Below are 14,309 nucleotides of genomic sequence, written 5' to 3'. Positions count from 1 at the left end.
GATGACGAAGCCGAACGAGTCGACGAACCCGGCCGTCGCGGAGCTGATCGCGCGGAGCAACCGTCTGGGCGCGGACCCGCGGAACACGAACTACGCCGGCGGCAACACCTCCGCGAAGGGCGTCGCCGCCGACCCGGTCACGGGCGAGCCGGTCGAGCTGCTGTGGGTGAAGGGCTCGGGCGGCGACCTGGGCACCCTGAAGCCCGAGGGGCTCGCGGTGCTGCGCCTCGACCGGATGCGCGCACTCCAAGGCGTGTACCGCGGCGTCGAGCACGAGGACGAGATGGTCGCCGCGTTCGACTACTGCCTGCACGGCACGGGCGGCGCGGCGCCGTCGATCGACACGGCGATGCACGGACTGGTGGATGCCCCGCACGTCGACCACCTGCACCCGGATTCGGGGATCGCGATCGCGACGGCCGCCGACGGCCCCGAGCTGACCAGCCGGATCTTCGGCGACCGCGTCGTGTGGGTGCCGTGGCGGCGCCCCGGCTTCCAGCTCGGCCTCGACATCGCCGCGATCAAGGCCGACCACCCGCAGGCGATCGGCACGATCCTCGGCGGGCACGGCATCACCGCGTGGGGCGACACCTCCGACGAGGCCGAGGCGAACTCGCGGTGGATCATCGACACCGCCGCGGCCTACCTCGCCGAGCACGGCGACCCGCAGCCCTTCGGCGGCGTGCGCCCCGGCTTCGAGGCGCTCCCCGACGAGGAGCGGCACGCGCGCGCCGCGGCGCTCGCCCCCGCCATCCGCGGGATCGCCTCGAGCGAGAAGCCGATGATCGGGCACTACACCGACTCGGAGGCGGTGCTCGACTTCCTCGCCTCCGAGAAGGCGCCCGCGCTCGCGGCGCTCGGCACGAGCTGCCCCGACCACTTCCTGCGCACCAAGGTGAAGCCGCTCATCCTCGACCTGCCCGCGACCGCGAGCCTCGAGGAGGAGCTGGCCCGTCTCGCGGAGCTGCACGAGGCGTACCGCGCCGACTACCGCGCGTACTACGACGCGCACGCCGACGCGGACTCCCCCGCCATGCGCGGCGCGGACCCGCTCATCGTGCTCGTCCCCGGCGTCGGCATGTTCTCCTACGGGGCGAACAAGCAGACCGCTCGGGTCGCCGGCGAGTTCTACGTGAACGCGATCAACGTGATGCGCGGCGCGGAGTCGATGTCGAGCTACGCCCCGATCTCCGACGCGGAGAAGTTCCGCATCGAGTACTGGGCGCTCGAGGAGGCGAAGCTGCAGCGGATGCCGAAGCCGAAGTCGCATCAGGGGCGGATCGCGTTCGTCACCGGCGCGGCCAGCGGCATCGGCAAGGCCATCGCCACGCGGCTCGCCGCGGAGGGCGCCTGCGTCGTCGTCGCCGACCTCGACCTCGAGAAGGCGCGCGCCGCGGCCGCGGAGCTCGGCGGCACCGACGTCGCGATCGGCGTGGCCGCGAACGTGGCGGACGCCGACGCGGTCCAGGCCGCGATCGACACCGCCGTGCTCGCCTTCGGCGGCGTCGACCTCGTCGTGAACAACGCGGGGCTCTCGCTCTCGAAGCCACTGCTCGAGACCACCGAGGCCGACTGGGACCTGCAGCACGATGTCATGGCCAAGGGCTCCTTCCTCGTGTCGAAGGCGGCCGCCCGCGTGCTCATCGACCAGAGACTCGGCGGCGACATCGTCTACATCTCCTCGAAGAACTCGGTGTTCGCCGGGCCGAACAACGTCGCCTACTCGGCGACGAAGGCCGACCAGGCGCACCAGGTGCGCCTCCTCGCGGTCGAGCTCGGCGAGCACGGCGTGCGCGTCAACGGCATCAACCCCGACGGCGTCGTGCGCGGCTCGGGCATCTTCGCCTCCGGCTGGGGCGCGAACCGCGCCGCGACCTACGGCGTCGACGAGGAGGACCTCGGCCAGTTCTACGCGAACCGCACGATCCTCAAGCGCGAGGTCGTGCCCGAGAACGTCGCGGACGCCGTGTTCGTGCTCACGGGCCCCGAGCTCAGCCGCACCACCGGCCTGCACATCCCCGTCGACTCGGGCGTCGCCGCCGCCTTCCTGCGATGAACGGCGGGCGCGCGGGCGCGCCGCGGCCGGCCGGCACGGTCGCGGCCGTCGACCTCGGAGCCACGAGCGGGCGGGTCGTGCTCGGCCGCGTCGGCCCCGATACGCTCGAGGCGGCCACGGTCGCGCGCTTCCCGAACACTCCCGTGTTCGCGGGAGACGGGCTGCACTGGGATCTGCTCGGCCTCTACCGCGACGTGCTCGCGGGACTGCGGGAGGCGTTCCGGCTGGAGCCCGGGATCGCGAGCATCGGCATCGACTCCTGGGCCGTGGACTACGGACTGCTGCGGCGGGGTCGCCTGCTCGGCATCCCGTTCCACTATCGCGACGAGCGCACCGCGCGCGGCGTCGCGGCGGTGCACGATCGGATGCCGCACGCCGAGCTGTTCGCCAGGAACGGCCTGCAGTTCCTGCCCTTCAACACGCTCTACCAGCTCGCGACCGAGCCCGCCGAGGTGCTCGCCCTCGCCGATCGGGCGCTGCTCGTGCCCGATCTGCTGGGCCATTGGCTCACCGGCGAGGCCAGGGCCGAGCTCACCAACGCGTCGACGACCGGCCTCCTCGACTGGTCGGCGCAGGCCTGGGACGACGACCTCATCGCCGGAGTCGGGCTGCCCACCGGGCTGCGCGAGCTCCTGCCGCCGCTCATCGCCCCCGGCGAGCGCGTCGGCGCGCTGCTGCCCGCGGTCGCCGACTCGCTCGGCGGGGCTGCCGACGTCGTCGCCGTCGGCTCCCACGACACGGCGTCGGCCGTCGTCGCCGTGCCGATGCGCGCGGATGCCGCAGCGTACATCTCCTGCGGCACCTGGGGGCTCGTCGGCGTCGAGGTCGAGCACCCCGTGCGCACCCCCGAGGCGCTCGCCGCGAACTTCACGAACGAGGGCGGCGTCGACGGGCGGGTGCGCCTGCTGCACAACGTGATGGGCCTGTGGATCCTGAGCGAGACGGTGCGCGGCTGGGAGCGCGAGGGCGACCCGGTCGAACTGGCCGCGCTGCTCGCCGCCGCCGCCGAGGTGCCCGCGGGCTCCGTGCCGGTCTTCGACGTCGACGACGCGCGCTTCCTGCCACCCGGCGACATGCCGGCGCGGATCGGCGCGTGGTGCGCCGAGCACGGGCTCGCCGCGCCACGCACCCGGGCCGAAATCGCCCGCTCGATCGTCGAGTCGCTCGCCCAGGCGTTCGCGGATGCCGCGGCGACCGCCGCCCGGCTCGGCGGACTCGAACTGCGCACGATCCATGTCGTCGGCGGTGGCGCGCAGAACGCCCTGCTCTGCCAGCGAACCGCCGACCGCGCCGGGGTGCCCGTGCTGGCCGGCCCCGTCGAGGCGACCGCGCTCGGCAACCTGCTCGTGCAGGCCCGCGCCGCCGGCTTCATCGGCGGTTCGCTCGAAGCGCTGCGCGACCTCGTCGCGCGCACGCACGAGCCGCGCCGCTTCGCGCCTCAGGGGTGAGGCCAGAACGAGCTAGAGCCCCGTCGACTCCGCGTCCGCCCGCACGCCGCGGTACTCCCATTGGCCGGCCCCCATCCGCGGCCGCGTGTAGGTGACCCCGCGCACGCGTTCGAGGCAGTGCTGCCGATACGTGGCGATGAGCTCGACGGTCACGCCGAGGTCGTCGGCGAGGCGGTGCGGGTCGGGGTCGACGCGCTCGAGCTCGGCGTACTCCTCGGGATCGATCAGCAGCTCGGCGGCGAACACCTCGGCCTGCCGCTCGTGCTTCGGATTGGAGTGGTCGTGGCCGTAGTAGGCGTGGCCGAGCTCGTGCGCGATCGTCACCCGCCGTTCGTTCGGCGTGAGCCGGATGTCGAAGTAGATGCGCTGCTCGTCGGGCGAGTAGAGGCCGAGCGTGCGCTCATCGAGATGGGTGGCGTGCAGGCGCACGCCGAGCGCGGCCGCCACCCGAACCAATGCCCTCACCCGATCCCCCGATACGGTCCTGCTACTTGCGCGTGCCCGTTCGTGCCGCGAGGCGGTAGTCGTCTGGCGACGGCGCCTCGGGCGTGAACTCGTAGTCATCCTCGGCGTCGCCGCCGACACCGGCCTCGGCATCCGCCTCGACCCGGCGTAGCGCCTCGCGGAGCAGGCGCCCCGTCGAGACGGCGGCGAGTGGATCAGTGGGCGCGACGGCGACCGGCACCTCCGCCTCCTCGGCGGTCAGGTAGCCGGCGGCGATCAGCGCCTCGACGGGCGGCCGCCCGAACGCGCGCGCGTACGCCACGACCTGCCTGGGGTTCGGGTCGGTCGTTCCGCTGCGCCACCGCCCGACCGTCGCCGGGTCCACCCCGACGCGGCGCGCGATCTCGCTGTTCCGCACGCCCTCGCCCGTCGCCTCGAGATAGGCGCTCCACCGCATCCGCTCATTCACGGGCTCCAGCGTACGGCGGATGACGACGCGCCGCAATTGGCTTGCATTCGCGCAAGGCATCCCCCATATTGATCTCACGCAACCATATTGCACTCGTGCAATTCAGGATCGATCGAACGGAGCCCCGGATGAACCGCATCCCCGATAAGACCATCACCGCCATGCGCGACCTCGAGTTCGAGCGCATCATCGCCTACCTCGACGCGACCGCCGAGCCGACCCCGTGCTGCGCGAAGTGCCGGCGCGGAACGAAGGCGATGCTGGGCCCCTGCGGCTACGAGCTGCACTGCCCCCGCGGCTGCCACGACCCCTCGCCCCGCCACGCCCGTCGGCGCTGAGCCGGGCGCACAGCCCATCCCACCCACACCACGGCCCGAAGAACGGAGGACCCATGACCGAGCAGCTCTCCCCCGACTGGCTCACCGTCGTCGCCGACTGGCTCGCGGACATCGACCTGCTGCACCTGGCGTTCGTCGTGGCCGCCGCCGTGCTCGCCCTCCGGCTGCTCGTGCGGCTCTGGCCCTGGCTGCGCCGGGTGGTCGCCCTCGTCGAGGCGCTCGGCACCCTGCCGGGCTTCATGGAGCGGACGGATGCCTCGGTGCGCCGGCTGCGCCGCCAGCTCGAGGACGACCACGAACGGCTGCACGACGAGCTGCACGAGGAGCTGCATGACGAACTCCGCGACGAGCTCGGGCCCGACGCGGGTCGAGCCCCTGGCGCGGAGCACCGGCCCCCGACGCAGCGGCGCCCCCGCCGCCGAACCCCCTGGAGCCGACCGTGACCTCGAAGTATGCGGACCCGCAGTTCTGGATCGACGCCGCCGACCGTGCGATCGCGACCTTCGCGCAGGCCGCGATCGGCACGTTCGGCGCCGGGGTGACCGGCATCCTCCAGATCGATCCCGTGCAGCTCGCCTCGGTCGGCGCCCTGGCCGCGCTGGGCTCGCTGCTCAGCTCGATCGCGTTCCGAGGCGGGTCTCCTGGCGACGGAGCCAGTCCAGCATCACCCGAGTCGTCTCCTCCGGACGCTCTTCCTGGATCCGGTGCCCGGTATCGAGGCTGAGCACCTCCACCCCGGGCACGAACTCGGCGAGCCGCGGGGAGCGGCGGGGCCGCCGGTACGCCACCATTCCGCGGTCCAGATATTGTCGCCCGATACGGCGCAACTGGAGTCGGGAAATGGACGACTTGATCCAAACCGTCCTCTGGAACTCCCTTCCGGTCCGACCGGACTCGCCCGCATCCACCGGCGGGCCCCGAGTCGCCCCAGCCGCGTCAGGGTCACCGGCCACCTCGATCTTGATGAGCATTGGTATCCATTTATGATGCAGAACTCTCCTAGAATGCCTCTCCTGTCCTGATATATTGGAATACAGGCTGCGATGCTGGAATCCCGTTAACAGGGGTCTTCGATTGGTCCTTGCGGATCCGTTCTGGACCTACTCGTACAAGTTCAAGACCAACAAGACCCCGACAAAGGTGGAGACACTGCTCCGAAGCTGCTTCAGCTGCTATGTCCCGATCTCGGGCGCCCCGCGGAATTTTCCAGTCAAGAACCAGCTCCTTCCCCTGCGCGTCGGCCCGCTCAACATGTTCAACATGGAGTGCAGGATGGGTGGGGTCGGCAAAGTGAACGGGTCGCTATTCCAGTATTCGTTCACTGCGACGAAGAACCACCTCGACGGTCTTGGATCGAGCATCTCCTTCAGTTTCCGGAGCGATACGTACCTGTACGTGACGGCAAAGGTGGGCAACGCATGGTTGAACAACGCACAGTACAAAGGCGGGGCGATCCAGGCATGGACCAACTACGCGAAGAAACTCTCGGCAGCGAAGTGACCACAATCCGAAGAGGACGTCTCGCTCTCGCGATGACCGCGGGCGCTGTATGCGGGGCAGTGGGCACGCTCGCGATCATCCCGCTCATCCTTGCGGGCTTCCCAGCCGAGTCCTGGTGGGGCCTTTCTCTCATGATCGCGATGATGTTGGGCGGGGCTGCGGGCGCGATCGGAGCGTTCGCAGTGTTGATCCCGATCAATGCGGTCGCACGGGTAGTGGTCGGTGCGTGCCTCGCAGGCATGATCGCACTCTTGGAAGCCAGCTTGCTCCAGGCGCCATCTTCGCCCTGGGAGTGGATCGCCGCAGGCGGGATCACCCTCGGTGTGGCTGTCGGCGGCTTCCTTGATCTTCGGAAAAGGCGGGAGTCCTAGCCATTTCGCGCCGAGGAGGTGCGGGCACACCTCGCGGCAGCTCGCGAAGTGTTGCGCCGGGGCCAAGATTCAGCTCAAGCCATTAATTTAGAGCGAGTTCACCCCACACCCTTATCTCCATCGCGCTCCTCGAGCGCGGCGTCGATGGCGAGGCCGAGGTCGTCGTAGCTCTGCAGCTGGACCATCCGATCGTCGATGAAGAAGGTCGGCGTGCCCTGCACGCCGAGCGCGAAGCCGTCCGCCTGATCCGACTGCACGCGCTCCAGCGTCGCCGGGTCGGCGACTGCCGCGTCGTACGCCGCGAGGTCGAGGCCGAGCTCCGCCGCGTACTCGCGGAAGAGCGGCGCCTTCGACTCGGCCTGCTCGCCCCAGGCCGCCTGGGTCTCGAAGAGCTTCGCGTACATCGCCTCGAACGCGCCCTGCTGCGCGGCGGCCTCGACGGCGACGGCCGCGGGCTTCGAGTTGCGGTGCCCGTCGAGCGGGAAGTACCGGGCGACGAAGGTCACCTCGCCCGCGTACTGCTCGCGGAGCGATTCGACGAGCGGGTAGAACGCCCCGCACGCCTCGCACTCGAAGTCGAGGAACTCGACCACGGTGACCCCGCTCGCGCCGAGCTCACCGAGCACGTGGCTGTCGTCGCGGACGGTGGGTGTCGCGCTCGCACCCGGCGTCTCCGCGTCAGCGCCCGCGGGCACAGACGGCGGTGCGCCCGGACGCAGGAAGGCGAAGGCGAGGCCGACGACGAGGACGAAGGCGCCGATGAGGGCGAGGTTGATCCAGAGCACCCGGCGGCTGCGGCCGGCGGGCGCGGGGGTGTGCGATGACATGAGGGTCCTTCGGAGGATGGCGCGGCGAGGCGCGCACGACGTGCGGAAGCGGAACGGGCGGAGGCCCGGAGGGCGAGCGGGGTCGGCTCGCCCGGCATGGAGTCGACGGGCGACTCAGGTCCGGCTGATGCCGAGCGCGTCCAGGGCCACTGGCGGCGTCGGACCCGCGAGCGGACGCAGCGGGGTGCATCGCAGAGGCCGGACGGATCGACGCGCGCGCAGCAACGGTGCCGCGCGCAGACGAAGGCCGACCAGCAGCAGCACGATCGCGCACCCCACACCGAGGCAGAGCGCGAGCAGGCCCTCGCCGTCGTCGTGCGGCGCCGCCGGCGCCGAGGACACCGCGGATGCCTCGACCACGACCACCCCGTCGGCCGCCGTCGAACTCAGGCTCGGGCCGTGGGCCGCGGGGCCGGCGTGCCCGGTCTCGAGCGCATGCCCGAACAAGAGCGCCGCGCACGTCCCGACGACGAGCAGCATCGCGAGCAGCGCCACGCGCAGCGGCACGAGCGCGGTCTGGGACGTCGGCACCGGGGCTCCCTGGGGGTCGGGGTCCCGGCCAAGATAGCAAACCGGCCCGGGCGCGATCCTCAGGTGCGGGGGCCGGTCTCGGCCAACGCGCGGGGGCGGCGGGCGGCGCGGACGCCGTTCAGGATCACGACGACCTCCGCCACCTCGTGCGCGAGCACGACGCCCGCGCCTCGCGCGACTTCGGCCGGCAGCCGATCAACTCGTAGAACCAATGGGCGGGCCTGCTCCACATCGCAGCAGGCCCGCTCGGTAGAGGCGCTAGGGAACAAGAACCTGACGAGGAATCCAGAAGACGGAATCCATAACTCGAGCTTCGCCGTCAGCGTCCCGGACGACAGAAGGGCACGTCGACGCTGCGGCGGACGGGCACTGACGATCGTGGTAGCCCAAATGATCTTTTGCTTGAGGTGTAACGAAATCGATGTGTCCGGAAACCCTCCTCTTGACAGTCGTCTCCAGAGGGCGAGCCTGAACAACAACCGGGCGTACTTCTACAACTATTAACCCGAGATGAGTTGGGCGGGGTGCCCCGGTGGCATCCCGCCCACCACAAACGGTGGAAGGGCTGGATGATGAAGCCTCGCAATGGGGTCACTAGCGCGCTGGCTGCCGCGGGAATTGCTGCCCTGTTCTTGAGCGGGTGTGTTAGCCAGCCATCCGTAGATGCCCCCGCCCCTGGAGAAGCTGTCGAGGTGGAGGTTCCCGCGTTCTCGGGGCCATGGGCTGGTGAGTTCGCGGATGCGTTCAGACAGTCCGGCAGCGATTTCGAACGAGAGGCCCTTCGAGACGGTTCCATCAGCGAGAGCGAGGTAGCCGAGGCGGAGAACCTATTCGGGAACTGCATGAAGGATCGGGGCCTGGACTTCAATGGGTTCAAGCCCGGCGGCGGGTTCGACTTCGGCTTGGGTGGCGCTGATCCCGATCAGGCGAACGCGATCGCTGATGAGTGCTCCGTCAGCAGTGGCGTGAATACGGTCGTTTCGCTCTACTTCGCGATGCAGCGCAATCCGCAGAATCAGGACGAAGCGGAGATCATCGCAGCGTGCCTCGTCGAGGAACGTGCTGTGCCGGCCGGGTACACCGCGAGTGACTACACTCGCGATGCCCCTGAGATGGCGTTCCCGTTCACGGACAAGGACTCCGGCGAACAGGCATTGGAGCGGTGCTCGAAGGACCCGCTCGGGATGGTCAGAGCCGAGCGATGAAGACGCGCCCTTCTGCGGCCGGGATCGCTTCGCTGGCCTTGACGGGTGCGGCGGTGTTCGCATCGGGCGCGATCTCAGTATGGCTCTGGCTGACCCCGTCCATTCCGACCTCATTGACCGCCCCGGTCGAAGCGGAAGAGGCGCCGGTATCGCTTCAGGAGTTCGGTGATCCCCGCACGGTCGCCTTGGACATCGCTCACGCTCCAGACACCACGGTCACTGCTCGCACGGCCGGGGTCGTCACTTCGCAGGCGTGCGTGGCCGGCTCCACTATCGCGTCGGGCTCTCCGATCATCAGCGTCGACGGCCACCCTATCGTCGCGCTCGCGACCTCCATGCCACTCTGGCGTGATCTCACGATCGGCGACAAGGGCGCGGACGTGGAAGTGTTACAGGCCGAGCTCGCTCGGCTTGGGTACCCGCTTCATCCAGACGGCACGCTCGGCTCAGGGTCAGTGGAAGCACTGGAGGACCTTTTCGGGAAAGCCGGTGACACGAGCTCGTTGGAGGGCAGCGTCCCCGCGGGACGAATCGTTTGGCTCCCGATGCCGTCCACACCTGTCGCGAGCTGCGACACCGAGGTGAGCGCGTCGATCGGAGTGGGCGATACGATTGCCACGGTGCGCGGGGGGCTGACTCGAGTATCTGTCCAACAGATGCCTGCCGATCTTGCTCCGGGCGATCGTTCGCTCACCTTGGACGCCGTGACGGTCCCGGTCGGGGCTGACGGGGGCGTTACTGATCCGGCTGCTCTCGCGCAGCTGCAGGGCGTCGCCGCTCTTCTCACCTCATCCGCTGCGGTCGCTGCAAAGTCGACGTCCGAGCCAGCCGCATCCGAGAGAGTCACCGGCGAGCTCAGCCTGACGAACCCGCTCACGGTCGCGATCGTCCCTCCTGCCGCGGTGTACTCGATCAGCGAGACCACTGGCTGCGTCGCGAGCGGTGGGCGAGGCTATGCCGTTACGATCGTCGGCTCGCAGCTAGGGCAGACGTACGTGCACCTTGTCGAAGCAGCAGTCGAGCTCGAGACTGTCGATCTCTCGCCTGGGCGGCAGCCATCTTGCGAGTGACCCTCAGCGGCCTCGGCCATCGCTTTCCGAACGCACCCTGGCTGTTCCAGCACCTCAGCTACGAGTTCCAGCCCGGGATGGTCTACGCGTTGACCGGCCCATCCGGGTCAGGAAAGAGCACGCTGCTCTCCCTCATCGCCAAGCTCGACAAGCCCTCAGCCGGGCGGATCACCCACGAAGGCATCGGGCAGATCAGCTGGGTGTTCCAGAACCCCTTCGGCACGCCCCGACGTACCGCTCTCGATCACGTCGCGCTTCCATTCCTCGCGGCCGGCTCAACAATCGACCAGGCCGAGGAGTCTGCCTCGGAGCTGCTCCGACGATTCCAACTCGACCGCGTGGCGGGTCGCGAGTTCCGAGAACTGAGCGGAGGTGAAGCCCAGCGCCTGATGCTTGCGCGGGGCCTCGCCACGCACCCAAGCCTTCTTCTCGTGGATGAGCCGACCGCGCAACTCGACCGCGTCACGGCAGCCGCGGTCGATGCCGGGATCGTCGCCATCGCGGACCCCACGACCATCGTGCTGATCGCAACTCACGATCCCAACACCCGAGATGCCTGCACCGCTCAGCTCGACCTCACCCCCTACGCCCACGCCGCAGAAGCATGAAAGCCAGCGCTCTCCTTCGCGAGGTCTCCCGAAACACCACCTCCGGGACCGCCCGATTCGCCGTCCTCGCGACCCTCCTCACCGTGGTGCTCACCGGCCTCACGATCGCCGACGCGACCATCACGAGACAGGAAATCGAATCAGCGGCTGCGTTCCGCCAATCCGGCGGTGCAACCTTCATCCTCAGCGCACCGGGCGAGATCGATGCGGCCGCCTGCGACGCCCTCGGTCGCCTCCCGAACGTTTCAGCGGCAGGCGCCATCCGTGACACCGGCAAGAAGCTCGCCATCAGCACTCTCCCCGACGCCCCTGTTCCCTCCTTCGATACGTCGGCGGGTTTCGCTGCCATCATCGGTGCGGACGTCCAGAATCGCGCCGGCCTGGTCATCTCCGAGGAGCTGGCGGCCACGCTCAACGTCAGCGCCGGCGACGAGATCACGACCCGCGCGGGAACAACCAATGTCGCAGGAACCTACTCGTATCCGAACGACGGACGTCGGCCTGGGCTCGGGTACGCCGCCCTCTCGTCCACGGTCGACGAGGCTGCCTTCGACGAGTGCTGGATCAGCGCATGGCCCCAAATCACAAACGCTCGAGCCATCCTGTTCACCGCCCTCCAACCGAAGCAGCATGACAACGAGGATCAGGCCACCGTCACCCAGCTCAACTCCACATACGGCATCGAGTTCAGAGGCGCAGACGCTTTTCTCGGCCGCGTTACCCGGTACGCGCTGCCAGTCGCGGTCCTCGTCGCATTCCTGCTCGGGTTCACAGCTGTCAGGCAGCGGAAACTGCAGATCGCTTCGAGCCTCCACGCCGGATTGCCGAGAGTGTCGCTGATCGCGATTCACGCGCTCGAGGCTCTCGTATGGTCAGCGCCTGCGGTGTTGCTCACTCTCGGCATCGCCGTGGTGATCGCACAGCAGCTCCCGGCCGAAGACCGGCTGGCGGTGATCCACGGGCTGGCTCCGATCGCGATGAGCGCTCTGATCGCTCCAATCGGAGCAGCAATCGCGGCCGCCGCGACCAGCGAACGAAACCTTTTCCGCTACTTCAAGGACAGATGATGGCTCACGAAGGTCCGCCGAAATAGCTCTATGCTGCGCCGATAACAAGGGGTGGCGAGGTCCGGGCAGCCCCCTCAGGCCCGGCTGAGCGCGCGGGGACGGCGGGCGGCGCGGACGCCGTTCAGGATCACGACGACCTCCGCCACCTCGTGCACGAGCACGACGCCCGCCAGCCCGAGCACGCCGAACAGCGCGAGGGGGAACAGCACGACGATGATCGCGAGCGCAAGCCCGATGTTCCAGGTCATGATGCGCCGGCCCCGGCGGGCGTGCACGAACGCGACGGGCAGCAGCCGCAGATCGTGCCCCGTGAACGCGACGTCGGCGGACTCCACCGCGGCCGCGGAGCCGTGCGCGCCCATCGCGATACCGACCGTCGCGGTCGCGAGGGCCGGGGCGTCGTTGATGCCGTCGCCGACCATGGCGGTGGGCCGCTCGGCGAGCATCGCCTGCACGGCGGCGGCCTTGTCGGCAGGCAGCTGCTCGGCGTGCACCTCGGTGATGCCCGCCTGGGCAGCCAGCGCCCGCGCCGTGCGCTCGTCGTCGCCGGTGAGCATGACCGCGTCGATGCCCTGCCCGGCGAGCATCCGGATCGTCTCGGCGGCCTCCGGCCGGAGCTCGTCGCGCACGCCGAGGAGGCCCGCGACCTCGCCGTCGAACTCGACCACGACAACCGTCATGCCGGCCGCGGCCATCGCCTCGGCATCCGCCTGCAGCTCGGCTGGCGGGAGCCAGCGGACGCTGCCGACCCGCACGCGCACGCCGTCGACGCGGCCGGCGATCCCGCGTCCCGCGTCCTCGACGACCTCGCTCGCACGAAGTCCGCCGAACCCGCCGCTGCCGGCCGGCACGGGCGCCGCGGCGGTGACGGCCGCGGCGAGCGGGTGCGTGCTGCCCGCTTCGAGCGCGGCGGCGAGGGCGAGCACGCGGCCGCGATCCCGGCCTCGGGCGACCCGCACGTCGACGACGGTCGGCTCATTGCGGGTGAGCGTGCCCGTCTTGTCGATGGCGACGCGTCGGATCGTCCCGAGCTGTTCGAACGCCTCGCCCGACTTCACGACGACGCCGAGCTTGGAGGCCGATCCGATTGCGCTGATGACGGTCACCGGGACCGCGATCGCCAGCGCGCACGGAGAGGCTGCGACGAGCACCACGAGCGCCCGCTCCACCCAGGTGCCGGGATCACCGACGAGGAAGCCGAACAGGGCGACGAGCGCGGCGATCACGAGCACGACGGGTACGAGGGGGCGCGCGATGCGGTCCGCCAGTCGGGCGCGCTCGCCCTTGCGCGCATGCGCCTGTTCGACGAGGGCGACGATCTGCGTGAGCGAGTTGTCGCGGCCGTCGGCGGTGGCCTCGACGCGGAGCGCGCCGGCGCCGTTGACCGCGCCGGCGGGCACGGAGTCGCCGGGGCCGACCGCGACCGGGATCGACTCACCGGTCACGGCCGAGGCGTCGACCGCCGAGCGCCCCTCGACCACGAGCCCGTCGGTGCCGATTCGTTCGCCGGCGGCCACGAGCAGGAGGTCCCCGGTGCGCAACTGTGCGGCCGGCACCACCAGCTCGCCGCCCGGTCGGAGCACCCGGACGCGCTCGGGAACGAGGGCGAGCAGGGCGCGCAGTCCCTCCTTCGCGCGATCCATCGCGCGGTCCTCGAGCGCCTCGGCGAGCGCGAAGAGGAAGGCGAGCGCGGCGGCCTCGCCGACGTGCCCGAGCAGCACGGCCCCGGTCGCCGCGATCGTCATCAGCAGCCCGACGCCGAGGCGGCCGCGGAGGAGACGACGGATCGCCCCGGGGACGAAGGTCCACGCGCCCGCGAGCAGCGCCAGCCACTGCAGCACGAGACCCGGGATGCCGATGCCGGCCCAGTCGAGCGCGGTGCCCGTGACGAGGGCGAGCCCTGAGATGGCGGAGGGGAGCAGCGCGGGATCGCGCCACCACGGCGGCCGTGAGGCATCCGACTCGGCGGCGGCGTGGGCTTCGGCGTGGGCTTCCGCCGGGCCGCAGCACTCCTCGCTCATGCGGCACCGGGACCGCAGCAGAGCGGAACGTCGCAGTGCTCGTCGAGGCAGGGCGCCCCGTCGTCGACGGCGAGCACGGTCTCGACGAGCTCGCCGATGGCCCGGACGAGATGCGGGTCGGCGATCTCGTAGCGGGTGCGCCGGCCTTCGGGTGCGGCGACGACGAGCCCGCAGCCGCGGAGGCAGGCCAGGTGGTTGGAGACATTCGTGCGGGTCAGCTCGAGCTCTCGGGCGAGCTCGGCCGGGTAGCCCGGGCGCTCGAGCAGGGAGAGCAGGATGCGTGAGCGCGTCGGGTCGGCCATGGCACGGCCGAGCCGGTTGAGCACGTCGAGCCGGGCGGCAATGGTCAGCACA

Annotated in this window: 17 protein-coding genes; 11 read left to right on the top strand and 6 right to left on the bottom strand. The window is 70.2% G+C overall.

The annotated features are described in order from the left end of the window. Position 1: 1 nt before the first annotated feature. Both MTP13_RS05285 and MTP13_RS05280 read left to right on the top strand, forming a co-directional pair. Positions 2–2,056 (top strand): bifunctional aldolase/short-chain dehydrogenase, encoded by a 2,055-nt coding sequence (locus MTP13_RS05285; RefSeq protein WP_243570045.1) that lies wholly within the window; start codon positions 2–4, stop codon positions 2,054–2,056. Further along, positions 2,053–3,504 (top strand): rhamnulokinase, encoded by a 1,452-nt coding sequence (locus MTP13_RS05280; protein WP_243570044.1) that lies wholly within the window; start codon positions 2,053–2,055, stop codon positions 3,502–3,504. The genes MTP13_RS05285 and MTP13_RS05280 overlap by 4 nt, the downstream gene beginning before the upstream one ends. A 12-nt stretch (positions 3,505–3,516) precedes the next feature. Here MTP13_RS05280 and MTP13_RS05275 read toward each other — a convergent pair whose 3' ends face one another. Both MTP13_RS05275 and MTP13_RS05270 read right to left on the bottom strand, forming a co-directional pair. Beyond that, positions 3,517–3,969 carry an ImmA/IrrE family metallo-endopeptidase gene (locus MTP13_RS05275; protein ID WP_243570043.1) on the bottom strand — a complete coding sequence of 151 codons (453 nt, stop codon included), beginning with the start codon at positions 3,967–3,969 and terminating at the stop codon, positions 3,517–3,519. Between the two features lie 22 nt (positions 3,970–3,991). Further along, a complete protein-coding gene (locus MTP13_RS05270) occupies positions 3,992–4,417 on the bottom strand; it encodes a helix-turn-helix domain-containing protein (RefSeq protein ID WP_243570042.1) in 426 nt (141 codons plus the stop codon). A gap of 128 nt (positions 4,418–4,545) precedes the next feature. Here MTP13_RS05270 and MTP13_RS05265 point away from each other — a divergent pair, with 128 nt between their 5' ends. From MTP13_RS05265 to MTP13_RS05245, 5 genes are all read left to right on the top strand, one after another. Beyond that, entirely contained in the window at positions 4,546–4,755 is a 210-nt protein-coding gene (locus tag MTP13_RS05265; RefSeq protein ID WP_243570041.1) for a hypothetical protein, read from the top strand. Positions 4,756–4,808: 53 nt separating this feature from the next. After that, a complete protein-coding gene (locus MTP13_RS05260; RefSeq protein ID WP_243570040.1) occupies positions 4,809–5,198 on the top strand; it encodes a hypothetical protein in 390 nt (129 codons plus the stop codon). Next, positions 5,195–5,479 (top strand): holin, encoded by a 285-nt coding sequence (locus tag MTP13_RS05255; protein WP_243570039.1) that lies wholly within the window; start codon positions 5,195–5,197, stop codon positions 5,477–5,479. Before MTP13_RS05260 ends, MTP13_RS05255 begins: the two co-directional genes overlap by 4 nt. Before the next feature lie 350 nt (positions 5,480–5,829). Then, on the top strand, positions 5,830–6,255 hold the full coding sequence (locus MTP13_RS05250; protein WP_243570038.1) for a hypothetical protein: 426 nt from the start codon (positions 5,830–5,832) through the stop codon (positions 6,253–6,255). Between the two features lie 59 nt (positions 6,256–6,314). Then, the gene (locus MTP13_RS05245) at positions 6,315–6,626 is read left to right on the top strand and encodes a hypothetical protein (protein ID WP_243570037.1); all 312 of its coding nucleotides are present in this window, start codon (positions 6,315–6,317) and stop codon (positions 6,624–6,626) included. A 98-nt stretch (positions 6,627–6,724) separates the two neighbouring features. On the opposite strand, the gene MTP13_RS05240 is transcribed toward MTP13_RS05245, so the two are convergent. Both MTP13_RS05240 and MTP13_RS05235 read right to left on the bottom strand, forming a co-directional pair. Beyond that, positions 6,725–7,453: a DsbA family protein gene (locus MTP13_RS05240; protein ID WP_243570036.1), complete on the bottom strand. Its 729-nt coding sequence runs from the start codon at positions 7,451–7,453 to the stop codon at positions 6,725–6,727. Between the two features lie 114 nt (positions 7,454–7,567). After that, complete coding sequence (locus MTP13_RS05235; RefSeq protein ID WP_243570035.1) at positions 7,568–7,984, bottom strand: hypothetical protein; 417 nt, start codon at positions 7,982–7,984, stop codon at positions 7,568–7,570. 692 nt (positions 7,985–8,676) lie between these two features. Between MTP13_RS05235 and MTP13_RS05230 the strand changes: the two genes are divergently transcribed. The 4 genes from MTP13_RS05230 (at position 8,677) to MTP13_RS05215 (ending at position 11,934) form a co-directional block, all read left to right on the top strand. Continuing rightward, entirely contained in the window at positions 8,677–9,189 is a 513-nt protein-coding gene (locus MTP13_RS05230) for a hypothetical protein (protein WP_243570034.1), read from the top strand. After that, on the top strand, positions 9,186–10,259 hold the full coding sequence (locus MTP13_RS05225) for a peptidoglycan-binding domain-containing protein (protein WP_243570033.1): 1,074 nt from the start codon (positions 9,186–9,188) through the stop codon (positions 10,257–10,259). The genes MTP13_RS05230 and MTP13_RS05225 overlap by 4 nt, the downstream gene beginning before the upstream one ends. Further along, positions 10,256–10,867 (top strand): ATP-binding cassette domain-containing protein, encoded by a 612-nt coding sequence (locus MTP13_RS05220; protein WP_243570032.1) that lies wholly within the window; start codon positions 10,256–10,258, stop codon positions 10,865–10,867. The genes MTP13_RS05225 and MTP13_RS05220 overlap by 4 nt, the downstream gene beginning before the upstream one ends. A gap of 83 nt (positions 10,868–10,950) precedes the next feature. Continuing rightward, entirely contained in the window at positions 10,951–11,934 is a 984-nt protein-coding gene (locus MTP13_RS05215) for a hypothetical protein (RefSeq protein WP_243570031.1), read from the top strand. A 74-nt stretch (positions 11,935–12,008) separates the two neighbouring features. Here the strand turns inward: MTP13_RS05215 and MTP13_RS05210 are convergent, their stop codons facing one another. Together MTP13_RS05210 and cmtR are read right to left on the bottom strand one after the other, a co-directional pair. Next, the gene (locus tag MTP13_RS05210; protein ID WP_243570030.1) at positions 12,009–13,955 is read right to left on the bottom strand and encodes a heavy metal translocating P-type ATPase; all 1,947 of its coding nucleotides are present in this window, start codon (positions 13,953–13,955) and stop codon (positions 12,009–12,011) included. Then, positions 13,952–14,308, bottom strand: a complete 357-nt coding sequence (gene cmtR, locus MTP13_RS05205; RefSeq protein WP_279399764.1) for a Cd(II)/Pb(II)-sensing metalloregulatory transcriptional regulator CmtR — start codon at positions 14,306–14,308, stop codon at positions 13,952–13,954. Before cmtR ends, MTP13_RS05210 begins: the two co-directional genes overlap by 4 nt. Position 14,309: the final 1 nt, after the last annotated feature.

This window comes from Agromyces soli, assembly GCF_022811605.1.
Lineage (GTDB): Bacteria > Actinomycetota > Actinomycetes > Actinomycetales > Microbacteriaceae > Agromyces > Agromyces soli.
This window is presented reverse-complemented; position numbering and strand designations above follow the sequence as displayed.